30 protein-coding genes and 2 pseudogenes are annotated in these 22,342 nt (G+C 50.8%); 3 read left to right on the top strand and 29 right to left on the bottom strand.

Going from position 1 to position 22,342, the window contains the following annotated elements; genetic code table 11:
- Nucleotides 1-44: 44 nt before the first annotated feature.
- Both PGY33_RS12405 and PGY33_RS12400 read left to right on the top strand, forming a co-directional pair.
- Entirely contained in the window at nt 45-323 is a 279-nt protein-coding gene (locus PGY33_RS12405) for a type II toxin-antitoxin system RelB/DinJ family antitoxin (RefSeq protein ID WP_005924829.1), read from the top strand.
- Nucleotides 320-610 carry a type II toxin-antitoxin system YafQ family toxin gene (locus PGY33_RS12400; RefSeq protein ID WP_002596328.1) on the top strand — a complete coding sequence of 97 codons (291 nt, stop codon included), beginning with the start codon at nt 320-322 and terminating at the stop codon, nt 608-610. Before PGY33_RS12405 ends, PGY33_RS12400 begins: the two co-directional genes overlap by 4 nt.
- Nucleotides 611-717: 107 nt before the next feature.
- Here the strand turns inward: PGY33_RS12400 and mobQ are convergent, their stop codons facing one another.
- The 12 genes and pseudogenes from mobQ to PGY33_RS12340 all read right to left on the bottom strand — a co-directional run bounded on the left by mobQ (nt 718) and on the right by PGY33_RS12340 (nt 9,492).
- Nucleotides 718-2,163 carry a MobQ family relaxase gene (gene mobQ, locus PGY33_RS12395; RefSeq protein WP_118316716.1) on the bottom strand — a complete coding sequence of 482 codons (1,446 nt, stop codon included), beginning with the start codon at nt 2,161-2,163 and terminating at the stop codon, nt 718-720.
- A gap of 187 nt (nt 2,164-2,350) precedes the next feature.
- Nucleotides 2,351-2,599 (bottom strand): annotated as a pseudogene (locus PGY33_RS12390) (DUF3847 domain-containing protein); the annotation flags it as partial.
- A 69-nt stretch (nt 2,600-2,668) separates the two neighbouring features.
- Nucleotides 2,669-3,130: an RNA polymerase sigma factor gene (locus tag PGY33_RS12385; RefSeq protein ID WP_118316718.1), complete on the bottom strand. Its 462-nt coding sequence runs from the start codon at nt 3,128-3,130 to the stop codon at nt 2,669-2,671.
- A 10-nt stretch (nt 3,131-3,140) separates the two neighbouring features.
- On the bottom strand, nt 3,141-3,593 hold the full coding sequence (locus PGY33_RS12380; protein ID WP_118316719.1) for an RNA polymerase subunit sigma-24: 453 nt from the start codon (nt 3,591-3,593) through the stop codon (nt 3,141-3,143).
- Nucleotides 3,594-3,696: 103 nt separating this feature from the next.
- Complete coding sequence (locus PGY33_RS12375) at nt 3,697-4,110, bottom strand: RNA polymerase sigma factor (protein WP_118316720.1); 414 nt, start codon at nt 4,108-4,110, stop codon at nt 3,697-3,699.
- A gap of 442 nt (nt 4,111-4,552) precedes the next feature.
- Nucleotides 4,553-5,014 carry a hypothetical protein gene (locus PGY33_RS12370; protein WP_118316721.1) on the bottom strand — a complete coding sequence of 154 codons (462 nt, stop codon included), beginning with the start codon at nt 5,012-5,014 and terminating at the stop codon, nt 4,553-4,555.
- A gap of 5 nt (nt 5,015-5,019) precedes the next feature.
- Nucleotides 5,020-5,835, bottom strand: a complete 816-nt coding sequence (locus PGY33_RS12365; RefSeq protein ID WP_117492179.1) for an ABC transporter permease — start codon at nt 5,833-5,835, stop codon at nt 5,020-5,022.
- 12 nt (nt 5,836-5,847) lie between these two features.
- Nucleotides 5,848-6,642: an ABC transporter permease gene (locus PGY33_RS12360; RefSeq protein ID WP_118316722.1), complete on the bottom strand. Its 795-nt coding sequence runs from the start codon at nt 6,640-6,642 to the stop codon at nt 5,848-5,850.
- On the bottom strand, nt 6,635-7,561 hold the full coding sequence (locus PGY33_RS12355) for an ABC transporter ATP-binding protein (protein ID WP_117485112.1): 927 nt from the start codon (nt 7,559-7,561) through the stop codon (nt 6,635-6,637). The genes PGY33_RS12360 and PGY33_RS12355 overlap by 8 nt, the downstream gene beginning before the upstream one ends.
- 134 nt (nt 7,562-7,695) lie before the next feature.
- A complete protein-coding gene (locus PGY33_RS12350) occupies nt 7,696-8,613 on the bottom strand; it encodes a sensor histidine kinase (RefSeq protein ID WP_118316724.1) in 918 nt (305 codons plus the stop codon).
- A gap of 5 nt (nt 8,614-8,618) precedes the next feature.
- Nucleotides 8,619-9,311, bottom strand: a complete 693-nt coding sequence (locus PGY33_RS12345) for a response regulator transcription factor (RefSeq protein ID WP_117802754.1) — start codon at nt 9,309-9,311, stop codon at nt 8,619-8,621.
- Nucleotides 9,304-9,492: a helix-turn-helix domain-containing protein gene (locus PGY33_RS12340; RefSeq protein ID WP_024738628.1), complete on the bottom strand. Its 189-nt coding sequence runs from the start codon at nt 9,490-9,492 to the stop codon at nt 9,304-9,306. Before PGY33_RS12340 ends, PGY33_RS12345 begins: the two co-directional genes overlap by 8 nt.
- Nucleotides 9,493-9,636: 144 nt before the next feature.
- On the opposite strand from PGY33_RS12340, the gene PGY33_RS12335 reads away from it, so the two are divergent.
- Nucleotides 9,637-10,005 (top strand): helix-turn-helix transcriptional regulator, encoded by a 369-nt coding sequence (locus PGY33_RS12335; RefSeq protein WP_005933665.1) that lies wholly within the window; start codon nt 9,637-9,639, stop codon nt 10,003-10,005.
- 27 nt (nt 10,006-10,032) lie between these two features.
- Here PGY33_RS12335 and PGY33_RS12330 read toward each other — a convergent pair whose 3' ends face one another.
- From PGY33_RS12330 to xerA, 17 genes and pseudogenes are all read right to left on the bottom strand, one after another.
- Nucleotides 10,033-10,332: a hypothetical protein gene (locus PGY33_RS12330; protein ID WP_021650276.1), complete on the bottom strand. Its 300-nt coding sequence runs from the start codon at nt 10,330-10,332 to the stop codon at nt 10,033-10,035.
- A gap of 16 nt (nt 10,333-10,348) precedes the next feature.
- Nucleotides 10,349-10,702: a TnpV protein gene (locus PGY33_RS12325; RefSeq protein ID WP_097784692.1), complete on the bottom strand. Its 354-nt coding sequence runs from the start codon at nt 10,700-10,702 to the stop codon at nt 10,349-10,351.
- 26 nt (nt 10,703-10,728) lie between these two features.
- The gene (locus tag PGY33_RS12320) at nt 10,729-12,609 is read right to left on the bottom strand and encodes a recombinase family protein (protein WP_118316726.1); all 1,881 of its coding nucleotides are present in this window, start codon (nt 12,607-12,609) and stop codon (nt 10,729-10,731) included.
- 90 nt (nt 12,610-12,699) lie between these two features.
- Nucleotides 12,700-13,719: pseudogene (locus tag PGY33_RS12315) on the bottom strand (type IV secretory system conjugative DNA transfer family protein); the annotation flags it as partial.
- Complete coding sequence (locus PGY33_RS12310; RefSeq protein WP_015518807.1) at nt 13,716-14,216, bottom strand: PcfB family protein; 501 nt, start codon at nt 14,214-14,216, stop codon at nt 13,716-13,718. The pseudogene PGY33_RS12315 and the gene PGY33_RS12310, both read right to left, overlap by 4 nt.
- 101 nt (nt 14,217-14,317) lie before the next feature.
- Nucleotides 14,318-14,629 (bottom strand): DUF5720 family protein, encoded by a 312-nt coding sequence (locus PGY33_RS12305; protein ID WP_002592130.1) that lies wholly within the window; start codon nt 14,627-14,629, stop codon nt 14,318-14,320.
- The gene (locus PGY33_RS12300) at nt 14,622-14,984 is read right to left on the bottom strand and encodes a DUF7768 domain-containing protein (RefSeq protein WP_027644087.1); all 363 of its coding nucleotides are present in this window, start codon (nt 14,982-14,984) and stop codon (nt 14,622-14,624) included. The genes PGY33_RS12305 and PGY33_RS12300 overlap by 8 nt, the downstream gene beginning before the upstream one ends.
- A 48-nt stretch (nt 14,985-15,032) precedes the next feature.
- Nucleotides 15,033-15,911 (bottom strand): DUF6017 domain-containing protein, encoded by an 879-nt coding sequence (locus tag PGY33_RS12295; protein WP_097770159.1) that lies wholly within the window; start codon nt 15,909-15,911, stop codon nt 15,033-15,035.
- Nucleotides 15,912-16,198: 287 nt separating this feature from the next.
- Nucleotides 16,199-16,477: a DUF5720 family protein gene (locus PGY33_RS12285; protein ID WP_097770160.1), complete on the bottom strand. Its 279-nt coding sequence runs from the start codon at nt 16,475-16,477 to the stop codon at nt 16,199-16,201.
- 12 nt (nt 16,478-16,489) lie between these two features.
- Nucleotides 16,490-17,419 carry a ParB/RepB/Spo0J family partition protein gene (locus tag PGY33_RS12280; RefSeq protein WP_097770161.1) on the bottom strand — a complete coding sequence of 310 codons (930 nt, stop codon included), beginning with the start codon at nt 17,417-17,419 and terminating at the stop codon, nt 16,490-16,492.
- Nucleotides 17,376-18,197, bottom strand: a complete 822-nt coding sequence (locus PGY33_RS12275; RefSeq protein ID WP_097770162.1) for a ParA family protein — start codon at nt 18,195-18,197, stop codon at nt 17,376-17,378. Before PGY33_RS12275 ends, PGY33_RS12280 begins: the two co-directional genes overlap by 44 nt.
- Before the next feature lie 719 nt (nt 18,198-18,916).
- Nucleotides 18,917-20,263 (bottom strand): N-acetylmuramoyl-L-alanine amidase, encoded by a 1,347-nt coding sequence (locus PGY33_RS12270; RefSeq protein ID WP_270478871.1) that lies wholly within the window; start codon nt 20,261-20,263, stop codon nt 18,917-18,919.
- 46 nt (nt 20,264-20,309) lie between these two features.
- A complete protein-coding gene (locus PGY33_RS12265; protein ID WP_118361572.1) occupies nt 20,310-20,579 on the bottom strand; it encodes a phage holin in 270 nt (89 codons plus the stop codon).
- A gap of 16 nt (nt 20,580-20,595) precedes the next feature.
- On the bottom strand, nt 20,596-20,907 hold the full coding sequence (locus PGY33_RS12260; RefSeq protein ID WP_118647127.1) for a hypothetical protein: 312 nt from the start codon (nt 20,905-20,907) through the stop codon (nt 20,596-20,598).
- 54 nt (nt 20,908-20,961) lie between these two features.
- Nucleotides 20,962-21,099 (bottom strand): XkdX family protein, encoded by a 138-nt coding sequence (locus PGY33_RS12255; RefSeq protein WP_118361575.1) that lies wholly within the window; start codon nt 21,097-21,099, stop codon nt 20,962-20,964.
- The gene (locus PGY33_RS12250) at nt 21,099-21,458 is read right to left on the bottom strand and encodes a hypothetical protein (RefSeq protein ID WP_270478868.1); all 360 of its coding nucleotides are present in this window, start codon (nt 21,456-21,458) and stop codon (nt 21,099-21,101) included. The genes PGY33_RS12255 and PGY33_RS12250 overlap by 1 nt, the downstream gene beginning before the upstream one ends.
- A gap of 20 nt (nt 21,459-21,478) precedes the next feature.
- The coding region (gene xerA, locus PGY33_RS12245) for a site-specific tyrosine recombinase/integron integrase (RefSeq protein WP_270478866.1) at nt 21,479-22,342 on the bottom strand (864 nt) is incomplete at its 5' end.

Raw genomic sequence — 22,342 nt, 5'->3', positions numbered from 1 at the left:
CAAATGGCATATACTATAATTGTCAGCAGAAAGGGGTTGATCGTATGGCTGGAAATACCACAAACATCAGTATCCGCATGGACGCAGATTTGAAAGCGCAGGCGGACGCATTGTTTACTGAACTTGGCATGAACCTGACTACGGCGTTTAACATCTTTGTGCGCCAGTCGCTTCGTGAAGGCGGCATTCCCTTTGAAGTAAGGCTGGAACAGCCGAACAAAGAAACGGTTGCTGCCATGCTGGAAGCGGAAAGGATTGCAAAAGACCCGTCTGTAAAGGGCTACAATGACCTTGACGAGTTATTTGCTGACCTGAAAAGATGAAAGAAACCAAATATACCGTCAAGTACACGACCAGTTTCAAAAAAGACTACAAACGAGCCATCAAGCGTGGCTTGAAGATCGAACTGCTGGAGCAGGTCGTAGCGTTGCTGGCGATGGGCGAACCGCTGCCGGATAAGAACCGTGACCATGACCTGTCCGGCGATTGGGCAGGCCATCGGGAATGTCACATTCTCCCGGACTGGCTGCTTGTCTACCGCATAGAAGATGATGTTCTGGTGCTGACGCTGGCCCGCACCGGCACACACAGCGACTTGTTCGGCAAATAAACAGTCTGCCGCCGTATGGGGAAACCTGTACGGCGGTTTTTCTGTGTGCAAAAGTATGTCGTGAAATGCGACGCACTTGACAGGGGTATGCCAAAATGCAGTATCCTTTACCGATCCGGCTCCCGGTCGTGAGGCTTGTCCCGTTCCTGTCTGGACAGCTGCTCGGCGGTTTTGCGGAGCCGTTCCACTGCTTTTAAATCCTCCCGCATGGATTTCATGGCAAGCGTGTCCGTCTGCTTTCCAGCGGCCAGCTGGTCAATTTCCCGCTGCCATGCCTTCGGGGTGATTGCCTCACCGCTGTCTTTCAGTTCTTTTAGATACCGGGCCGCTGCGTCATAGAGGATCAGTTCCCGGCTGTGGCACTGCTCAAACTGTTCCCGTTTTTCCGGCTTTACTTTGGCAAGCTGTTTGTGGATGGACTTGTACTGGTTGTACTGTTTCCACATCTCCCCGCGCTCGGTAAGGGTAGTGATCCGGCGCTCGGCCTTGACGATCTTTCCGCGCAGGTCATAGTAACGGCTGTTCATATCAGCGATTTTTTCATGAAGCTGCTGCATAGACTGGATGCCGTTTGCCTGCAAAAAGCTGAATAGTGCAGCGCTTTCCTGCAAAGCCCGGATTTTGCCGGTGCGGGTGCGGGGAGCGTTCAACTGCTGCTGGGCCTCCCACAAGGCGGTCAAGCTGCTTTGCTGTGTTTGTGGTTTTTCCGCTTCGTCTTTCGACCAGCGATAAAGACGGGTAATGCGGGCTTTGATTTCTTTCAGCAGCTTGTTGTCGGCAGCGATCTGCCGGTTTACTTCGCCCTTGTCGGTGCGGATGCCGCGCTTTTCCATTTGGCTGGCGGCTGGCCCCAGATGGACAGAGGGAATCTTATCAATGCCCTGCCGCTTATAGCTGCGATGGTCAATGCGCTCCGGTCTACCGGCAGATTCCAGCGCCCGGTTGGTGTAGGCTGCCCACGCTGCCCGCCAAATCTCCACATTTCCTTTATCGTTCCAATCGGTTGTATCCTCACGATGATTTTTCCAACCGCCTTTCCCATCCGGGATACGCTGTCCATTCTCGTCCAGATCGTATGCCTTGCGGCACTTTGCGCCCCACTGTCCATTTTCTTTCAGAGGCCGGAGCGTCAGCATGATATGGACATGAGGGTTGCCGGTTCCCTTGTCATGGATAGCAAAGTCGGCGCACATTCCTTTGTCTACAAAGTTGTCCTTCACATAGGCACGCACAAGGGCAAGCTGCTGTTCGCCGGACAGTTCACGGGGCAGGGCTGCTTCAATCTCGCGGGCAAGCTGGCTGTCCCTTGCTTTCTCGATTTGCTCCACGCTGTTCCAGAGGATAGATCGGTCTGCAAATTCCGGCGGTGCGTGGGCAGGCAGCATGATCTCCGCATGGACAATGCCGCCTTTCCGGGTGTAGTCGTGGGTCATTCCGTCCCATTCATTTGTCAGCTTGGTTCCGCTGCGGTAAGCAGCTGCGGCAACGGCAGAACGGCCCTCGCTGCGCTTGATGATACTGACGGGGATATGACAAAAATCTATGGGTGGCACCTCCTTTCGGCGGGGATATTTCAGGCTCCGTGGAGCCGAACAGACGCGAAGCGGGTGTTTAGCTGCGCGGGGCGCACAAGGGGTTTGGGGAGTGTAGCTCCCCATCGCGGACGAAGTACGCAACAGCTCCCGGCAGGGCGCACGACACCGGCAACGGTGTATAAGTGCGCCCTTGTAAACAAGGGACTTACGGCTTGTCCCCAGATTTCGGCAGTTTTGCGGCCAGTTCCGCCGCCCCCGGAAGATGGGACAGGGCAATCAGGAACGCCTTGACCTCTACGCCGGGAAGGTCGGGGGCCAGAGAAAAAACGCCCTCCAAAATGGCCCCGCGTTCAATCAGGCGGCGGGTACGGGCCTTGCGTTCCTCGTTGCGCTGCTTGTTCTCCAAAATCTTCTTTCGGTTTTCAAGCTGCCGAATCTCCTTCAGGACTTTCTCCCGTTCTTCTTTTGTGGGTGGGCTGTAATTTTTTCGTTCATGTCAGGCACCTCTTTTCTTTGGAAATACTCATAGATTGACCGTCCATTTCTGTCGAGCAAAGTACCGGCGCAGTCTCCGCAGTGCGGCATGGATGGATTTTCCCGCCTGTGCTGGCGTGATACCCTCCATTGCGGCAATATCTTTCACTTTCATACCCAGTATATAGCGGGCGTGAACACGGCGAGCCTGCATAGGCGGCAGGGAGGAAATGGCTTCATACAATCGCCGTATCAGTTCTTCGTATTCGGCTAATTCTTCTTTTTCTATCAGGTAGTCCTCCGGCGATGGCTGCGCCCAGCCGATGGCGGCATTTTCGATTCCATCGTTACAATCGAGGGAATAAAACGCCTTATACCGGAACATCTTGCGATCTCTGGCGGCCTCGGCTCTCTTGTCCAGAAGAAACGCTTCGACGATCTCATCGGACACCTCCACACAAATGTCCTCTTTGCAAAATGGATAATATTGTTTGAGATTGATGGTCTGCATAGGCATGCCCTCACTCTGTTTGAAAAAAGTCATCATAGCAGCGGCGCATATTCCGTAGCCCCCGACGGATGGCAACGCTGACCTTGCTGCTGTGGACGCCCTCTCTCCGGGAGATTTCCGGCTGCTTGATACCAGCAATGTAGTAGGCGTGAACACGGCGGGCCTGTGTCGGAGTGGCATGAGCCAGAGCCACCGGCAGAGCTGCAATCAGGTGCAGGCGGGTGGTCATTTCTTCTCGTTCCAGCAAAATATCTTCCGGCGATCTGCTGTGTTCCAGCGCGTAATTTTCCAGCCAGCTGTATGCGTCCAGAGAGTAGTAGGCGCGGTGGTAGACTTTCCGACGCTCATAGTTCTCCATCTCCCGCTTGGCCTGATACATCGCTGCCCATACCTCGTCCGTAACATCCACAAACTCGTCATGCCGGTAGTGGGGATACATCCACCGCAGATTGATTGTTTTCATAGGCTTACCTCCTGAAAATCGGAGAGGCGGGCAGCTCGTCCGCTGTCCGCCCCTCGCTGAGATAAGGGAAATGATCCCTTTCACTTGGTAGCCAGAAAACAGGTCATTCGTTAAGCCTGTTCTCAAAGAAATTTATAAATTTTTTTCTGACCGCCTCCACACTTTGATACACAGCCACTTTGGAGCAGCCGCACAGCACACCGATCTCTGCAAGGCTCAGCCCGTCAAGCGCATAGAGCAGGAACCGGCGGCGCTGGGCCTCGGTACAGGTGTCCAGAACAGCCATCAGCTCATGCAGCGTTTCCATGCGGCAAAGGTATTCTTCCGGCGTTTCGCCGTAGGCTCCTACACCCTCGGTGGTAATGATGTACTCGTCAAACTCCCGGCCATCCCAATGCCGCCGCTGTTCATGGAACAGGTTCTCCGTTTTGTGATTGGCCCGGTCAAGAAATTCATAGACTTCCAGCGTGACCTCCACAGCCACAGCTTGTCCGTTATAATTGATGGTAACTTCCATCTGCCTTTCCTCCATTCAGATTTTTTTGGTAAATCTGAATGGGGCGACGGGGAGCGACATCGGGGATAAAGTTCGGGCCATGCTGACCCGATGTTTCGGCTCCATAGGGACAAAAAAGCGCCCGGACGGCATAAAGCCATACGAGCGTAATAGAGTATATTTTGCTGTTTAGTTACATGGTATAGTGCATACTTCTGACCGCATTGCTCCGCTGCTGGGAACAGGCTTTTTTTAACTGGTGCAGATCATGGATACTGCGAAAAAGAGAAAAGGACACGGCAAAATAACCTCCAATCAGCTACCGTGTCCCTGCAAGTCGTCATTGGTTTGTGCAAACGCAAAGAAACGGCGGCTCTGAAAATCAAAGCCGCCGTTTCATAGGCGCGTGAAAATATGTCTGCTCTGCGACGGCTTTTTTCTTTTGCCGTCGTCCGGCAGAGTATTATTCAATATTTAATTCAATGTTTCCGGTGAAATTCTCACATTCAATGCCAATATAATTTCCACCATCAGGAAGTGTAATTGTGTCACTATAAGTTCCGGTTGCTTCAATCAACGTGACTGCTTCATCAGATCCAGAAATCCAAAATACTTTTGCAGTACCTTCCGTAATCTCCAAGGTGCAATCAATGGACAGCTCCTTACCGGCTTCTCTCTTTATGGAAGTTCCTCCGAACAAATACTCTGTACCTGAAAAGTTCGCATAATCAGCCGTATAAGTCCCTGTATAATCATCAATTCCTTTTTCTTTCGTACCTTGTAAGGATGAATTTCCGGTAAGCGCTATGGAACCAGCAGACTGAACAATATTGTTATACTGATCGAGAAATTCGTCTTTTGTACAACCTGAAAGCACAGAAGCACCCAATAGTATCAGGCATAATGATAAAACTATTTTCTTCACAGCTATCACCTTCCTTTCCTGCGTACAGCACGCTTTCCTTTTCCCTTGGCATTTGCCTGTTTACGGGATTTCATTTCTTTTTTGTTACTGGACATCAGTAACAACAGCACCGCCCAGAGAACCATGATGCCAATCCCAATGACCGCCAACAAAGGGGTTGAGGATGTGGTTGTTCCGGCATATTCACTCATGTCAAATCCCACTAAAATCAGCGCAGCAGAGAACGGATAGATGCTGGCAAGGATACCACTTTTGAAAAACAACATGCTGTATCCAAGGAAGAACGCCAGAATGGAACCGCCCAGATATGCCCCTCGAATCTGCCCAAAAATCAGGATCAGCGGCATACAGACCAAATAGGTCGTCAGAGCCGCTAACACGATCTGCGTACCTCCATGAAAAAACACTTCCGCTGTCAGTCCCGATAATCCAACCGTCAATCCAGTAATCAAGGTAATGCCAACGCTGTATATTCCCAGCAGAACTGCAAGCATACCGACTAAAAGTAACTTAGCTCCCAACATTTTCGGCATAGAAACAGGAATTGTCATGATGTTTTTCAGTGTATCATGAGTGGATTCTCTGTCTATAAGCCATCCTCCGATCATTACCAGTGAAATTGGAAGGAATATCTGAGTGTTTCCCCAAACAACATTTTCAAATAGTGCAGAAAAATCATAATTTGGATTTCGGTACTCTGCCTCCACAATCAACTGACTTCCATACTGAACCAAAGGACAGAGTGCAAGCGCCACCAGTCCTACCAAAAGAATCTGGCACCGGCGCAGTTTCAGTAATTCCGATTTTAATAAGTTCCACATAGTCACACCCCCTTAGATTTCCTGTCGCCGGTAAACAAATGCAATCAGCGCAAGAAATACAATGGCTTCCACAATAATCACACCGAATACCTGAACACCATTCAGAAAATACGGACTGACCCGTTCCAACAAATCTGCTAACTCCGCACTGGTCTGGCTTTGGTCATAAAATTGGAATGTCCAGCGGAAGGCCAGCGGTCCCGGAAACAGGGTTCCTATGTTCAAACCAAAAGGCTGTGTGAGAAACATATCGTTCATGGAAAGGATATAATTCGCAATCGTATAGAAAAAGGTAATCACGACAGACACGATATAGTTTTTATTAAGAAGAACAACGAGCAGAATACAGGGAAGTGCGCCCACCCACATAATCAGCCCTTCTTCAATTCCAACGCCAAACAAGGTCCAAAACCCAACCGGTTTCCAACCCTGAAACAACAAAACCGCAAGATTTACCAATCCTCCAACTGCCATAAAGCCAACGGCAAACAACAGTAAAACCAGCATCTTGGACAGCACCAGCTTGGTTCTATTTACCGGTACGGTAACAAGGTTTTTCAGTGTGTCATTATCAAGTTCCTCAAACAACAGATTCGAAGCCAGTATCACAAGAAGCGGCATCAAAAGCAAATATGCACTAAGCTGGAATAGGCTGGACATCACTCCATTTACAGCATCCACATCAGTGTTTACATCTGCCAGAAAGAAAGCATAAGCCAATGGCATGAAAACAGAAAGCAGTAGGGAAATAAATACCAATGGCTTCCGTTTCAATTTCAAAAATTCGCATTTGATTAGTTTAAGCAATTCCTTCGCCCCCTGTCACACGCTTGAAGTAATCTTCAAGACTTTCTTCACAGGTATGTGCTTCTGATACCTCCAATCCGTTTTCTACAAAGGCAGTTACAATTTTCCCCACGGGTAGCTCCATATTGTGTAGACGCAGATTGTGGTCGTCTTGTATGGAAAAATGGGTTTCATGGAAATTGCGTTCCAAAATTCTTGCCGCCTGTGCAGTATCCGAAAGCGTAAAACGGATATGCTTACTGCTTTTTTGCTCCAGCTCAGCAAGGCTTTCTTCTTCCAGCAATGCGCCGTGGTCGATAATTCCAATATCGTCAGCCAGCAAGGAAATCTCCGAAAGAATGTGACTGGAAATCAAAATGGTTTTTCCTCGCGCGTCACAAAGCTCACGAATAAAGGAACGTACTTCTGCAATACCGATGGGATCGAGGCCGTTGATCGGCTCATCCAAAATCAAAAGCTCCGGATCGTGCATAACGGCAAGGGCGATGGCAAGCCGCTGCTTCATACCAAGAGAATACTGTGAAAAGAGCTTTTTATCTTTGTAGGGCAGTCCTACCAGATCCAGAGCATCTTTGATGGCATGATTGTTTGGTACGCCCCGCAGAGTAGCAAAGATACGCAGGTTCTCTGTGCCGGTCAGATTGGGATAAAAACCGGGGGACTCAATCAGGCTTCCGATACGGGGCAACAGCTTCTTTTCATTCCCTTGCAAAGACTTTCCCCAGATTTTGACCTCCCCGGAAGTCGGCTTCGTTAAGCCCAACAGCATTTTCATGGTAGTGGTTTTTCCGGCTCCGTTTCTGCCCAGCAGACCGTAAATTCTCCCACGCTTCACATGAATATTTAAGTCAGCCACACTCTTTTGTGAGCCGTATTGCTTCGTCAGATTTTTTGTTTCAATGATATAATTTGTATCCATATTCAAAACCTCCTGTTCTGTAAGGTATTCTATCATGCCAACCTTGCATTAACCTTGCCGCAACCTTGCATTAACCTTGCAATTTGAAATCCAGTAAAATGACAAAGGCTCCCGCCATAAAGACGGGAACCCGCTTAACTCTCCAAAGGAAAAAGCAACATAAATTCAGTTCCTTTTCCCGGCAAACTTTCAACTGTTATACTCCCACCCATCTTTTCTACAAGCTGATGGACAATAGAAAGACCAAGACCGCTTCCTTTTTCAGACCGTCCTTTGTCACACTTATAAAGCCGTTCAAAAATGTGTTTCAAATCTTCCTTCTCAATTCCCACTCCATTATCCGCCAGCAGCAGCTCCATGTTATTTTCCTTCTTTGACAGGACAATTTTGATTTTGTCTGCATGGCTGTGAGCGATTACATTTTGAATGAGATTATTGACAATCCTCATATAGCTGTCCATATCCAATCTTACCCGGACAGGATTTTCGGGAATATCAATGTCATACTCAACCTGTTTATCCTCAAAAATCGGTATCCAGTCAATGAGGATATTTCTTGTCAGCTCTGCGGCCTCAACACTCTGGATCTCCAAAGCAAACTCGTTAGAATTTAACTTGAACCAGTCAAAGAGTACATCAATGTATTCTTTCAGATCATGGGCTTTCCGGCGGGCGGTTTCAATATAATCATCCCGGTCTTTTCCTGTGACCAGTCCTTTGTGTGCAGCGTCAAGATACCCAATCAGAGTAGTAAGGGGCGTTCGCACATCATGGGAAAGGCTCGTCATAAGCTGGCGGTTGGTTTCTTCTGTCTGCCGTACAGTTGAAAGTCTGCTTTCATAGGCCACAACGATCTCATTGATTTCATAGGCAAGAGGTGCTGTCAGTTCATTTGTTGCAGATAGAATACGCCGGTTGCCATTTCCGTTTTTCACATCAACCAGCACATCGGTCATTTCTGCTATTTGTTTTTTTACACGCCGAACGAGAACGATAGAAGTCAATACAGCCACAACAGCAATCACAATGGACAAGAATACGATAATTTCCATGCTGACTACACCTCCTTATTAAACCGGTAGCCAATCCCTTTGACCGTTTGTATGTACTTTGGGCTTGAAGGATTGACTTCTAATTTTTTACGAAGTCGGCTGATAATCGCCATAATGTTACTGTCATCATAGAAATATTCTTCGCCCCATACTTCCTCATAAATCTGCTGTTTGGTCAAAATTTTCCCTTGATGTTTTGCACAGTACAGGAGCAAATCAAATTCCTTTGGCGGAAGTTCAAAAGTGCCGTTTGCCGTCGTAACAGAACGATTTTCAAGGTCAATTTGCAATCCATCAAAATCCAGTTTTTGCACAGCTCCGGCTTGATGATTAAAACGGGTGTAGCGGCGAATGAGGGACGCAATACGGGCAATCAGTTCGTCCATATCAAATGGTTTTGTCAGATAATCGTCCGCCCCGGCTCGTAAGCCCCGTACTTTAGAAATGCTGTCATTTTTAGATGTGAACATCAAAATCGGCAGACTGTTCTCTTTGCGGATTTCTTCCAGCGTTTCAAAGCCATCCATACCAGGCATCATCACATCCAGCACCACAAGCTGATACTCCTGCTCTCTTAATTTTTGTAAGCCCTCTTTTCCGGTATTACAAAAATCAGCTTCTATGTTTTCTGCTTGTACGCTACGTTTAATCAAAGCGCACAGTTCTCTATCATCATCTATAATCAGGATTTTATTCATGGTGCAACCCCTTCCCTTGTTTTGTCCTTCCGTCAATCGGCTTTTCTGCGTTCTTTGGGATCAGCCAAACACCAGCCATCTTTACAGCGCCGGGAATGCGCCCTCCGGCGCAATAATAATTTACCCTACGAGGTGTCACGCCCCACTTTTCGGCGGCCTCTTTCAATGTCATATAGTCCATTTCGCACCTCCACAGAGTACATTATAGTTCTCTTTCTCGAACAATGCAAGGAACGAAATGTGAATTATAAACTTCAACCAACCTGCATATAGCAACATTCCACGGGCGAAGTATGAATTATACAATGTAACTGGGTGATGTTATATGGCGAAAGTTGAAGATTGTCCCGGTTTTGAAACCTTCGGCGCAGATGTCAAAGCTGCACGAGAGGCAAAGCGTCTGGCACGAAAAACATTGGCAGAAATGGTTGGGATTGAATGGCGGTATCTTGCCAACATTGAGAATCAAGGTGCGATTCCGAGCCTGCCTGTGATGATCCAGTTGATTAAGGTCTGCGGACTTCCCGTGGAACGGTATTTTAACCCGGAGATTATGCGAGAAGAAAGCGAACAGCGGCAACGGGTCAGCCACAAGCTGAAGCTTTGCCCTGAAGAATACCTGCCGATTATCGAAGGTGCCATAGACGGGGCGCTCAAAATGGAACAGACTGCGAAGCAGAAGGAGGACGCATAATCGCGGCCTCCTTCTGGCGTTTCTGTATCATGTTTCCCTGCACTTTTCCAAAAGTTCCCGGCACCTCTGCTGGATTTCTCCGGTTTCTGTCACAGTCAGGTCACGGTCATTTCCAGTAATCTTATCTTCCAGAAAGTTGGCGTATGTACCCAACAAAGCGTTCCGTAAATCCTCCGGGGTTTTCTGTATTTCAGCGCTGTACCAGTCATTCCGGTGGGGTTCCCATGCCATCAATGTATAACCGTGGCTGGTCTGAACCACCTCATACAGTGGATCATCATCCAGATATGCCTGAAACACTTTCAAAATCTTTTCAAAGGTCAGCATTTCCCGCACCTCCCATTCAGCTGCAAATCAGTTCCCTGATTAAAATTTCCTCAATCTGTGCCGTTAATGTGTTCATCAGCCCCACCCAACGCATAGGGTCACAGGCTTTCAGTTCTTCCGTGACACCCGCAGTCTCCATCATGTGAGGCAACATGGTGTCCACGCGCTCCTGCGCTGTCCGGTCAATCTCTAACAGGTGTGGATACAGCTTCTCGCTCATCAGCAGTTGGTTGTAGAGAATGGGGCGATGTTTCTTTAGGTAGGATTTTCTCATCCTGCCGTACTTGCCGATAGAAGTTTCCGGCTGTTCAGAAAGTTTTAGGTTGGGTATATCATAATCTCCACAACGAATGTAAGTCAACTTACTCATTTTCATTCTCCTTTGCTTCGTGATGATTAGACTGCTGCGCTGGCTGCTATGCTGCCTTTGCGCGGTTCTTCTTTCGGCAGCTGACCGATAGTAGAAAAAACACCTTTTTTCATATCCTCAGCCCGGATCAGGGCTTTCTTAGCGTCCATTTCCGCTTTTTTCTGCGCCTTGATTTTGTCCTCATACCGTTTCTGTGCGCCGCTGGCTTTTCGTTTCAAATAGTTCTGATGGAGCCTGTCCTTGCGTTCTTCTTTTTTTCGCAATTCTTCCTGTTCCTCCGGGGTTAAAGGAACCGGCTGTAAGGATGGTGGGATATAGCGTCCTAAAAAATTGAAGTAGATTTCAATTTCCTGCGTGGTGTCCTGACTGCCTTTTCGGGCGCGTTCGTGGACAAGGATTTTCTCTACAAACTCGTTGAACATGGTGTTTGTCAGCGTGTCAAAATTCTCGTATTTATCAATCAGGGCTATAAATTTCTCTGCGGATTTCTGGCTTTGCTCGTAGCCGGTAACAGCCTTTTCCAGCTCTGCAATTTCAATCTCAAGTGCATCCTGCTCTTTGGCATACTGTGTATCAAGCGCCTTATATCGTGCATCCGGCAGCTTGCCGAGGGCGTTGTCCTCATAGATTTTGCAAATCAGTTTTTCCAGTTCTCCGGCTCTCTTTTGAGCAGCAGCCAGACGCCTGCGCTTTTTCGATATATCGGCACTCTGTTGAGCAACCTGCGTTTCCTGAACGGTGTGAATAAATTCCGTCCGGTCATTTCTCGAATATTCAGCGATAGCCCTGAGCGTGTCGGAAACCAATGTCAGGACAGCACTCTCATTGATACGGTGTTGTGTAGGGCATAGTGTCCCACACGGAACTTTGGTATAATTGGAACAGGTATATTGAGAAATCCGCTTGCCATTGTTGGTGCGGTGGACATACATCTTGCCGCCACAATCGGCACAATAGAGCAAACCTGTGAGGGGAGCCGCTTCGCCCCAGCCGTTTGGATAACGCCGTACATTGCTGCGGATTTTCTGCGCCAAATCAAAGGTCTGCTGGTCGATAATGGCTTCATGGGTATTCTCAAAGATCGTCCATTTGTCCTCAGAAACATAGTGGCTTTTCTTGTCCTTAAAGTGCTTGCGGGTCTTGAAATTGATGGTATGCCCTAAATACTCTCGTTTTTTCAAAATGTTCACGATGGTAGATGATCCCCACCCATAGGGGTCTTTGACCGGCTTTGAACGGTTCACACCCTCGTTGAAGCGGGCAAGGTGTACGACAGGAATTTCAATCCGGTCTGTGGATAATTTGCAGGCGATCTGGTAAGGCCCATATCCCTCCAGCGTGAGGGAAAAGATACGGCGTACCACTTCGGCAGCTTCCTCATCTACCAGCCAATGCTCCCGTTTTTCGTCCCATAAGTAGCCGTAAATCACAGTGCCGGTCAGGTGCTTGCCACTCATGCCTTTTGACTTAAACACAGATCGGATTTTCCGGCTGGTATCACGGGCGTAAAATTCATTCATGATGTTGCGGAACGGGGTAAAATCGTCATCGCCTTTCAGACTGTCCACACCGTCGTTGATGGCAATCAGACGAACACCTCGCTGCCGCAAAACCTCCATAACTTGACCGACCTTCAGATAGTCGCGTCCTAACCGGCTCATGTCCTTGATGACGATTGCCTCTACACGCCCTGCCTCCACTTCCTCCATCATCGCCAAAAATCCGGGGCGGTCAAAACGGGTGCCTGAGATACCATCATCGGTAAAGTGCGTAGGGTTGGGCAGCCCATTCCGGCGGGCAAAATCCTCTAACATCTGTTTTTGGTTGGATATGGAGTTGCTCTCGCCCTGTAACTCATCGTCCCGGCTCAGGCGCTCGTACAGTGGGGTAATTTTTTCATTTCTCATGGCTGTACCTCCTGAAACAAAAATGCTCTAAGTGATTGCTTCACTAACCATGACAAAATCATGATTAAGAAGTCACTTAGAGCATATATCACCGGCTGCCAGCTTATATTTCTTATACTGCCGCACTGCGAAGTGGTTTGGCTTTTCCGATTCCAGTGCATCAAACATCAGGTCTACGGGGTTTTTGAACTCCTCGTCATCCTCACGGACTTCCATGGCGTTGATGAACTCAATGAGGGTGGAGAAGTTTTGTTCCTCCACCGGAGCCTCATAATGGATATAGCCAATAAGCGCGCAGTACAACAAGGTTTCTGCTTTTACCCAGAAATCGTCTCCGGCCTTGCCTTCGCCTTTGGTATTGGCGATCAGCGTTGTTACCAGCTTCAAGATGTCCTTTTCGCTATGGATATAGGCGAAAGGGTTATAGTGCATGGACTTCCTGAAGTTGATGGTATTTAGGACCTTGATTCGGTACGGCTCATAAATGACCTTGCCGTGCTTATCCTTCATGGGCTTTCCGTCTTTCCCCAGTTTGGGTGCGCCCCTTTGGAGCATTTTTCCGCACTCCACCAAAATGGTTCCCTTCGGGTCTGTGACCACATAGGAACTGTGCATCTGCATCAGATTCGGTTTGAGCCAGAAGCGGGTCTTACCGGAACCGGAGCCGCCAATCACCAGCACATTTTTGTTTCTGGCGGTCTTTGGGTCCTTGGGGCGGCTGTTCATTGTCAGGCTCTCCGTTTTCGTCAGAATCACATTGTTCTGGAATACCGGGTCGATGTAGGGTGCAATGTCCTCATGGGTTCCCCAACGGGCGGAACCGTATTCCATGCCGTGCCTGTACTTCTTGGCGTTCTTGCTTTTCAGGTACACAGCCAGCCGCAGGCCGCCGCCGCAGCACAGGCCCACCAGCAGGTCCAGCGGGTGCAGGCTGGGCCACCAGCTGGCCAGCGCCACCGGCAGCGTGGAGAAGAACGAGAGCATTTTTGCCGAAGCGTCCGCACCCACGGCCATCCGCCACGCTTCACCGAAGTTGGTGGAGAAAAGCCCCATCAGGATATACGGCAGATTCAGCAAAATGAGCTTTTTGATGTTCAGCTGCTTTTTCATCGTTCCAGCTCCTTCCGCTTGTTCCGGTCCACGACGGCGTGTTTTACCAGTTCTTTGAACTGGCTCAGCTTTGCCAGCACGGACGGGCGCTCGGATTTCTCCGCCTTCCTGACCTTTTTCCCGGTGTACTCGGTAAAAGCAGCGGTCAGGGCATCCGCGTCCCGACCCTTGAAAAAGATCAGGTACTTGGGTGGGGAGCTGCTGCGGTCCTTCTTCACCGCATAGTCCACGCCGTATTTCCGCGCGATCTTCTCAAACTCCTTGATGGAGGGGTCGGTGATCTCGATGTTGGAAACGCCCTGATTCTGGCCGATCAGCTGTTTCACCGTCTGCTTGCCGTGGGGAATCACGGGGGTATCCCGGCTTTTCTGCTTTTGCAGCTTCTTTTCCTTGCGGTGGGCAAGGTACTTGGTGATGGCGGCTTTCATCAACCGCCCGGTAAACTTTGTTCCGCTGACTACCAGCGTCAAAGTCCTGTTTTCCACTTCCTCCTGCATAGGTCATCGCCTCCTTTCCACGGATTTTGCAGGGGTGGCACTTGATACTAAGGCGGGACCACCAGCCGCCGCAGCAGGTATTTCAGCATGGCAGGCTCCTTTCAGCGCAGCTGGTCGGAGCGGTCATAGTACAGATGGCCCTGGCGCACTTTGGCATGGCTGAGAATCTTGATGTGGCCCTTTTCCTGGTTCTCCAGGCTTTTCTGGTATCCGGCCTCCGTCAGAAACAGGCGGGTCCGTTCACCTTTCCAGCCCACCGGGGAATCGTCGGTCAGCACATCGAAGATAATCATGTGCCGGGTGTCCTCGGCAAACCGCTCCAAATCCATGTACTCATGGCCGTGGTAGTTCTGCGCCCCGGCTTTGAGGCGCATTTCCTCCATCAGCTGGCCCACGGTCTTACGCTCAGGCATGGCGTGCGCCTCCTTTCCCGCGTCCCTGGCCCTTCACGGCCAGGATACCGTCCAGGGTGGTGGCGGTGATCCGCAGGCGCTCGGCGGTGGCAATGTCATTCTTCACGGTCTCGTCGATGCCGTGGCCGCAGACCACCAGCACATGGGACCGGCGCAGGTAGTCCCGCGCCATATCCAGCCCGTCCTTGTGTTCCTGTGGAATCTCGTCTTTGAGGAAGGTAGGCAGGAACAGCACCGGGCAGATGGGCGAATACCCGGCATCGTACACCTGACGGCAGTAGGCCGCAGCGTTCTCGGCGTTCTCATACTGGCTGTTGCTCCATGGAGCCGTAATGTAGGCAAGAGGTCGTTTCATGGCAAAATCCTTTCTCCCGGTGTTTTCGGGCAGCAGAAAAGCGGCTGCTTACCAGCCGCCTGCGTACATATCGTGGTTAACTTGTGCGGTGTAGTGGTTGCTGATCGTGGTCGGCGCATTAAACAGCACCGCAAGCAGATACTGCTTCATGTTGCGGATTTCGGTGGTATTGTTCCGCAGGCATTCCATGACAAACTCGATGTGGGAGCAATCCAGCTTCAAAAAACGGGAGCGGACCACCTCATGGGGGAAGTCGCTGCCAGCGATCCGGGTGGTTTTCCGCTTGGCGCAGACGGTCTCCACCATCAGCTCCACAATCTCGTCCAGGTCCTCCCGGTAGGTGGTAAACTCCCGGCACAGGTGGTCATACTCGATGTTCTCCAGAATCAAATCCCGATAATTTTCCATCTCTGAGACAGACATCGCATCCCTTCCTTTCCGTTCCGGCAGCTGTGCTGCCGCTGGCTCCCGGAAGGGAATAGAATCGGTACTTGATCCATAAGTAATTGTTTTTTCTGTATTTGATTTCTCTATATTTAATTCTGCGGGCTTTTCCGTATCCGGTTTTACCATATCCGGGTTTTCCGTATCTGGTGAAGCCGTATCCGGCTGGGGCGTATCCGGGTTCTTCGGCTGTGGTTGCTCGTAGATAACATACTCGGTATCGCTGATCCGACCCTGCCGGTCTCGCAGCTGATGGCGGACAATGTACCCGGCAGTTTCCAGCTCCCGCAGCGCGCCGCCGATAGCGTCCACGCCCTCTTTGCAGATGGCGGCAAGCCCTCTGGTGGTATAGTTCCAGTCTTCCGGTAAGGACAGCATCATGGAAAGCAGCCCCTTGGCTTTCAGGGACAGTTTCCCGTTGCGTAAATGGTGATTGCTCATCACGGTATAATCTCTGGTTCGTTCAATGCGAAATACGGCCATTGACCTCACTCCTTCCAAATTTCTCAGGGTATGAAAAAAGCCACAATCCTGTAAAAAGAATTGTGGCAGTCAGCTGTTTTGTTCACTTTTTCTGCGCCGGTAAGGGCGCTTGGGAATGGGCGGTCTGTCCAACAGGTCATTTCCCTGAGAGAATGGCAGAGTTTGCAGAACACGGTCAATCTCTATAAATTCCATACCATGCTGGGAATGGCAATCCTCCCGGATTGCTTCCCGGATTTCCTTTACAGTACACATTTCAATCCTTTCCTTTCGCAGTAATGATTTGTTTATGAGTGGCGGCGGTGTTTTCCCGGTTTGAAATCGAGGATATGTCCCTCAATCACACGAGCGTAACGCTTGATCTTGATCTCCCGACGCTGCTGGCTTTGCAGGGCGGCCTGATACCCGTCCTCGGTCAAAAACAGCCGCATTTCCTCTCCGGGACTGCCGTAAGCTGTGCTGGGACGCAGGACGGAAAACTCAATCATCCAGCGTGTGTCATCCCAAAACCTCTCTACGGCGAGAATGTTGTGTCCTTTCAGCTCGCGGGCTGAAATATCCCTCATAGGCGGCTCCTTTCATCGTTCCTGATCTCTCTGGCGTTTTTTCTGCCACTGTTCCAGCAGCTTGATAATAGTTTCCTGCATCCGCTGGGGCGTATAGCTTTTAGGGAAATACTTCCGCAAGGTGTCAGAGGTAAATGTCACTCGGTCCAGATCGCTTTTCTTTTCCTCACCCATGATGACACGCATCATATCGAGGGTCAGATGCCCCTCCTGACTGTATTTCTTGAGCCGCTGGGCTTGAGAAAGAGAAGGGGTAGCCTGTTCGCTGTCCATCGCGTCCAGCAGGTCTACCTGTTCTTCCTTTTTGAGAAAGGACAGCTCATAGGCAGGGTTCAGGGCAATCTTCTTTTCATCCACCATATCCATCAATTCAGGAATCAACTCTGTCAGACGGATATAGCGCTGAATTTGATTTCGACTTTGCCCCACCTGTTCAGCAAGCAACTGGTCTGATCGCTTTTGTGTCCCAACTTGGGACACATTTTCTTTACTCGGTCTGCCAGCCTGTCTTTTCATGGCATCCAGCTTCATCTTGTAGGCAAAGGCTCTTTCACTTGGGAGCAAGCTTTCTCGCTGCAAGTTGCTGTCAACCATAATGATCGTGGCGGCATCATCATCCAAATCCCGAACAATGACCGGCATGGTCTCCTTGCCTGCCAGCTCACTGGCTCTGTGCCGCCTGTGTCCGGCTACCAGCTCATAACCGCCCTCTGGGTCCGGTCGAGCAATCGCCGGAACCAGAACGCCATACTGCTTGATACTGTCAGCGGTCTCCATCATGGCTTCGTCATCCTTGACTTTGAATGGGTGGTTCCTAAAGGGATGCAGCTCAGACAGCGGAATCTCCTGAATCTTTTCCAGCTTTGCATCTTGACGGCCTTCTTCGGTGGAGAATAGATCATCTACCGAGGCCAGCTCTATTTTTTTCGCGCTGCTTTTCAAGTTTCAACACCTCCTTCGTCAGATTTCGATACCCCTCTGCCACTTTGCCGCCAGGGTCATGGGCGAAAATACTTTTTCCCTCTGCGCTAATTTCCTTTGCCCGGACAGAGTGGGGAATCTCTGTGCCGAATACTTTGATCTTGCTGCCATAGGTCTCACGCAGGAGCGCGGAGATCTCTTTGGCAAAGTTGGTTCGGCTGTCCACCATCGTCAGCAGGATACCGTCTATCTGGAGCTTGGGGTTGATCTGCCGCTTTACCTTGTTTACCGTGGAGAGCAGCTGTTCCAGCCCTTTGGCGGGCAGATACTCCGCCTGAACGGGAATGATGATCCTGTTCGCAGCGGCCAGCGCATTGACTGTGAGCATACCCAGGGAGGGCTGGCAGTCGATGAGGATATGGGAGTATTGCCCCTTCAGCGTGTCCAGATATTGCCGCAAGATAGTCTCACGGCTCATGGCGTTTACCAGGGATACCTCCATACCGGATAACTGGATGTCCGCAGGCATCAGGTCTACACCCTCTGGGTGGTGCAGGATACCCTCGCCGGGACGAAGCGGCTCATCCATCAGGATACGCCCCATAGCGTCCGACAGCGTAAAGGGCAGCTTGTCCGGCTGGGGATGGCCCAGGCTGATTGTCAGGCTCCCTTGCGGGTCCCCGTCGATCAGCAGGACTTTCTTTCCGGCCTGCGCCAGCCCGATTCCCAAGTTGGCACAGGTCGTTGTCTTGCCAACGCCGCCTTTCTGGTTGGCAATGGCGATGATTTGCGTGTTCATTGACTTCACCTCATTTCTAATTATTGCTGTTGCTTCTGGAAATAGAAAAAGCCGCCACTTCAAAATCATAAAGTGACGGCCCTTTCTAGTGCCGGAATCTCTGAAACAAAAAAGCACCCAGTTATTTGTTACTGAGTGCCTGCATTAGAATCGTATTTAATTGTTCAGATTTGGTCAGATTATGCCAAACCCTCCAGCGAAAAATCCGGTGTCTGAGAGTGCCAAAATCACCCTCAAAAATACCCCCGAAATTGCTCTCTGGTTGTCCTATTTTTTAACCACTAAGACCGTTTTTTGACCCCATTTTTGGCGGTTGTCCTATATTTAACCACTAAAAATTGGGTGAAAACGGCTCTCGTTTTGCCAAATTTGGTCAAACTATATCAGCCCATTTAGGTATAAGAAAACCCCGGAAAACCTTGATTTTCCGGGGTTTTTGAACCATTTTGATATAGTCTGAGCAGTCGATTATCGCTTGCTGAACTGCGGAGCGCGACGTGCTGCTTTGAGACCGTACTTCTCCGAAAGGCGCTAAACTACGGGGTATTCAATTCTCGTAAATAACGACACAAATCGCACAACAAACGCACGCTTTCGCGTTTTTCAAACGCACGCAAGTTCTAAAATCGTGTGTTTTGGAATGCTGACTTTTGCGCTTTCTCGTACCTTTTTATGCCCTCGTGTCGTCAATTTGTCGTCAGATTCTCGGTGCAGTCGAGTTACTTCTCCATCGCTTCCGCCAGCTTCTTCACGAGCTGTTCGCCGTATTTGTATGCGAGCAGATACTCGATGGTCTTTTCCTCCAGGCCGGCCTTGGTCTGGATTTTTTCGATTGCAGCCTGTACTTCCGGGTCCTGCGGCTTGGTCGGCTCAGCAGGCTTGTCGGTCGAAGTGTCATACTTAATGCCCAGCGTATCGAGGATACCCTTGGCGTATGCGATGCCGAACTCCTGCTGCTTTTCCTTGGTGCCCGTCTGTGCTGCATCAGCCTTGGTGTCAACGAATACACCCTCGCAGATGACCGCTGGGCACTTGGTGTCGCGCACGAAAGCGTAGTAATCGCCGCGCTGGCCCTGTCTGGTCTTGCAGCCGCGGCTGTTCTGGCCGATCTTGATAACCTGCTTCTCAATATTCTGCGCGAGGACCTTGCCAGTGCCGCCGTTCAGAGTGTGATATACCTCAAAGCCGTCACCGCCGCCGGAGTTGTTGTGCACGTCGATAGCAAGATCCGGGTTGTACGCATTGCACTCGCGCACTTCCTCATTGATGGGGTCCTCCTCGTCCTTGGTGCGGCTCATGCGCACCTCAACGCCGTGCGCGGTCAGATAATCACGGCACGCCAACGCCATCGCGAGGTTTGCTTCCTTTTCGACGATATAGCCGACCGCACCGCTGTCGCTGCCGCCATGGCCGACACCGATAAATACCTTCTTGCTCATCTTGTTCTCCTCCTTCGGAACAGCTGTCTTATTTTTACGCTTAATGCAGACTACGCTGCACACCGGTCTGCCGTTCGTACCCTCTTTTTCCGGTGCGAACAGGTAGCCGTCCGACACGCGATACATGCCGGTGCTGCCGCCTGCGTCCTGTACGAGCAGCAGCTTGACGTCGTAGTGATCGCGGACGTACTGCGCAACTTCCAGCTCGGTGTGACTGGCCGAAGTCTGCACATGGATATACCGGCCGTCTGTCAGCAGGCCGCACATATTACGGCTGCGCCGGTCAGACTTGCCGAGAGATCCGTTCACCTTGCCGTCCTTGATCGCCAGCTTCCAGCCAGAAACAACATTCTCTGAGCCGAGGCTCAGCCGCTCAGCTGTACCGCCATAGCCGCACTCTTTGCCCTTGGCCTTGAGGTACTGCAAGGTTCGGCCCTTGATAACGCCGTAGCGGTCGCTGCCGCTGCCGGTCATGTTGAACAGTGCGAGGTTGTAAACGATGTCCGCGCCCTCGTTTGCCGCCCACTGCCGGAGCGTCTTGGCGGGTTTGGATTTCGCCGCATACGGCGCTGCTGCGAACCAGATGTCATACAGCTTGCGGTCGTAAATATCGCAGCGAATACTCATGCTGTATTCTCCTTTCATCTACTTGAAAGAAACTTTCAAGTCCATTTTACTCCGCTGAGGGCGCAGTGTAGCCCTTTGCCCGTGCGCTATCAGAAATGCCGGAAGTGGTCGGGTCATTCAGCGCACTCCAGATATTGCTTGCCACCAGAAACAGGCAGTACGGATTGCTGAACGCGCCGGTAATAACGTTCCACAGCCCTGCCCAGGTGGTCATATCCGCAGCGGTCAGACCGCTGTACGCCAGCACGGTCGCCAGCGCGCCGGTCAGCACCTGCACCCAGAATACCGGGTTCTTCAGACGAATTTTCCAGTTCATAAAAAGCCTTCCTTCCTCAGTTCAAACCAAGCTGCTGCGCGATATAGCCGATGAAAATGCCGACGAGCGCCGTCGCGCCGTAGGCCACGATCTTGCGCCACATCGCGCCGTCGCGGTCCTCGAGCGTCTCCAGTCGCCTGCCCTGCTTCTCCTGCTCTTTCACCATGCTCTCAATACTGGAAGCCAACTTGCTGACCGAGGCGGTCAGCTGGTTGAGCTCGCGCATATTGTCCTCCAGCAGCTCAATGCGCTTATCCTGCCGACGATTTTCTTCCTCGAGCCGTCGGCGAAACTCTTCGTGCTCGGCACGAGTGATGGAACCGTCCATTTACATTCCTTTCCGGGCTGTTGCCCTATCGCAAGTGTCAAAATCCCGGTGGATTTACTTTTTGTAGTCCTCGCCGGTGATTTTCTTGTACTGCTCGACGGTGATTTTCTTCTTCACCACCGCGTTGCCGACCATCTTCCCTGTCCAGAGACTGGCGTCATAATACTTCTTGATCTTCTCAAACCAGTTCATTACTCACCCTCCATATCCGTGTCGGTCATCATGGCAACGTAGTCCACCTGGGACGCAAGTGCTTCGTTGCTGACTTTCAGCTCCTCGACCATAGTGGTCAGCTGCGAGATCGCCTGCGCGGTCGTATCGTCGGCGGCCGTGGTGCAAGCGACAGTATACGTCTGCTTGTCCTTGTCGTAGGTGATGGCACGCAGCGCATAGCCGCCGTGCGCCTCGACCAGATCGCCGTCATCGGTGCGGACCTCGACCAGAGCGGTGTTCAGATTGGACACCGCATCAAACGTGGTTTCGGACAGCACCAACGTCAGGCTGTCGCCCTGGCACTGATAGTCCAGCGCCTTGATTCCGTTAATTTTCATTTGTCCTTCCTTTCTGCGGCTTAGTTCGCCGCGACATATTTATTGTACTGGTGCTTGATGGTTTCGTCCGACATCTCCGCGTAGATCTGCGTTGTCGATACGTCCTCATGCCCCAGCAGCTTTTGGATTACAGTCACGTCCATGCCGCCATTGAGCGCGTGCGTTGCGAAGGTATGGCGCAGCAGGTGCGGGTGGACGTGCTTTTCCAGTCCTGCCCTCTCGCTGATTGCGCGGATAATACGCTGTATCGCCCGAGGTTTCAGCGGCTCATACGGCGATTTGCTGCTCACAAACAAGCCGGTGCCGCCCTTGCGGGATACCATATACTCCTGCACCATAAGCCTTGCGCGAACGGAAAAATACACCTGCCGATCCTTATCGCCCTTGCCGGTGACGCGCACCGTGCGGCCGATGAGGTCAAGATCGGACACGTTAAGCTGTGCGACCTCACTCAATCGGCAGCCACTCGATACGAGAAATTCAACCAGTGCCTTTTCGCGGTAGCCCTGGCAGGCATCGCGCAGACGTTCCAGTTCTTCGACGGTCAGCGCCTGGCGGGCACCCTTCTTGTCCAATTTCAAGGACTTTATCTTTGCCATGGGATTCTTCTTGATTTTCTCTTCGATATGCAGCCACCCGAAGAATGCTCGCAGTGTGTTGATGTGCGTTTGCAGACTGGTTTCGGCAAGATGCCGGTTCTCCGCAAGGTACCCGATATAGCCGCGGATGTCGTCGGTCGTTACCTTGGCAGCGCTCTTGTTCACCCTGGCGGCAAACATTTCGAGGTTGTACTTGTAGTTCTTCAAGGTCCTTTCCGACAGCCCGTCAATGCGTTTTGCACCGAGATAATACTTGATTCTCCGGTTCAAATCGCTGCGCTGCTC

This window comes from Butyricicoccus sp. AF18-9LB (genome assembly GCF_027684505.1).
Classification (GTDB): Bacteria; Bacillota; Clostridia; order Oscillospirales; family Butyricicoccaceae; genus Agathobaculum; species Agathobaculum butyriciproducens.
This window is presented reverse-complemented; position numbering and strand designations above follow the sequence as displayed.

Bases quoted from the DNA above. Each gene is read 5' to 3' on its own strand.
- PGY33_RS12385 (WP_118316718.1), bottom strand. From the start codon at position 3,130: ATGCAGACCATCAATCTCAAACAATATTATCCATTTTGCAAAGAGGAC.
- PGY33_RS12300 (WP_027644087.1), bottom strand. From the start codon at position 14,984: ATGAAACGACCTCTTGCCTACATTACGGCTCCATGGAGCAACAGCCAG.
- PGY33_RS12295 (WP_097770159.1), bottom strand. From the start codon at position 15,911: ATGGCCGTATTTCGCATTGAACGAACCAGAGATTATACCGTGATGAGC.
- PGY33_RS12325 (WP_097784692.1), bottom strand. From the start codon at position 10,702: ATGAGTAAGTTGACTTACATTCGTTGTGGAGATTATGATATACCCAAC.
- PGY33_RS12330 (WP_021650276.1), bottom strand. From the start codon at position 10,332: ATGCTGACCTTTGAAAAGATTTTGAAAGTGTTTCAGGCATATCTGGAT.
- PGY33_RS12255 (WP_118361575.1), bottom strand. From the start codon at position 21,099: ATGAACTGGTTTGAGAAGATCAAGAAGTATTATGACGCCAGTCTCTGG.
- PGY33_RS12355 (WP_117485112.1), bottom strand. From the start codon at position 7,561: ATGGATACAAATTATATCATTGAAACAAAAAATCTGACGAAGCAATAC.
- PGY33_RS12285 (WP_097770160.1), bottom strand. From the start codon at position 16,477: ATGAGGGATATTTCAGCCCGCGAGCTGAAAGGACACAACATTCTCGCC.
- PGY33_RS12320 (WP_118316726.1), bottom strand. From the start codon at position 12,609: ATGAGAAATGAAAAAATTACCCCACTGTACGAGCGCCTGAGCCGGGAC.
- PGY33_RS12400 (WP_002596328.1), top strand. From the start codon at position 320: ATGAAAGAAACCAAATATACCGTCAAGTACACGACCAGTTTCAAAAAA.
- PGY33_RS12260 (WP_118647127.1), bottom strand. From the start codon at position 20,907: ATGGACGGTTCCATCACTCGTGCCGAGCACGAAGAGTTTCGCCGACGG.
- PGY33_RS12250 (WP_270478868.1), bottom strand. From the start codon at position 21,458: ATGAAAATTAACGGAATCAAGGCGCTGGACTATCAGTGCCAGGGCGAC.
- PGY33_RS12275 (WP_097770162.1), bottom strand. From the start codon at position 18,197: ATGAACACGCAAATCATCGCCATTGCCAACCAGAAAGGCGGCGTTGGC.
- PGY33_RS12305 (WP_002592130.1), bottom strand. From the start codon at position 14,629: ATGCCTGAGCGTAAGACCGTGGGCCAGCTGATGGAGGAAATGCGCCTC.
- PGY33_RS12350 (WP_118316724.1), bottom strand. From the start codon at position 8,613: ATGGAAATTATCGTATTCTTGTCCATTGTGATTGCTGTTGTGGCTGTA.
- PGY33_RS12365 (WP_117492179.1), bottom strand. From the start codon at position 5,835: ATGTGGAACTTATTAAAATCGGAATTACTGAAACTGCGCCGGTGCCAG.
- PGY33_RS12345 (WP_117802754.1), bottom strand. From the start codon at position 9,311: ATGAATAAAATCCTGATTATAGATGATGATAGAGAACTGTGCGCTTTG.
- PGY33_RS12340 (WP_024738628.1), bottom strand. From the start codon at position 9,492: ATGGACTATATGACATTGAAAGAGGCCGCCGAAAAGTGGGGCGTGACA.
- PGY33_RS12375 (WP_118316720.1), bottom strand. From the start codon at position 4,110: ATGGAAGTTACCATCAATTATAACGGACAAGCTGTGGCTGTGGAGGTC.
- PGY33_RS12310 (WP_015518807.1), bottom strand. From the start codon at position 14,216: ATGCAGGAGGAAGTGGAAAACAGGACTTTGACGCTGGTAGTCAGCGGA.
- PGY33_RS12405 (WP_005924829.1), top strand. From the start codon at position 45: ATGGCTGGAAATACCACAAACATCAGTATCCGCATGGACGCAGATTTG.
- PGY33_RS12265 (WP_118361572.1), bottom strand. From the start codon at position 20,579: ATGAACTGGAAAATTCGTCTGAAGAACCCGGTATTCTGGGTGCAGGTG.
- PGY33_RS12270 (WP_270478871.1), bottom strand. From the start codon at position 20,263: ATGAGTATTCGCTGCGATATTTACGACCGCAAGCTGTATGACATCTGG.
- PGY33_RS12335 (WP_005933665.1), top strand. From the start codon at position 9,637: ATGGCGAAAGTTGAAGATTGTCCCGGTTTTGAAACCTTCGGCGCAGAT.
- PGY33_RS12380 (WP_118316719.1), bottom strand. From the start codon at position 3,593: ATGAAAACAATCAATCTGCGGTGGATGTATCCCCACTACCGGCATGAC.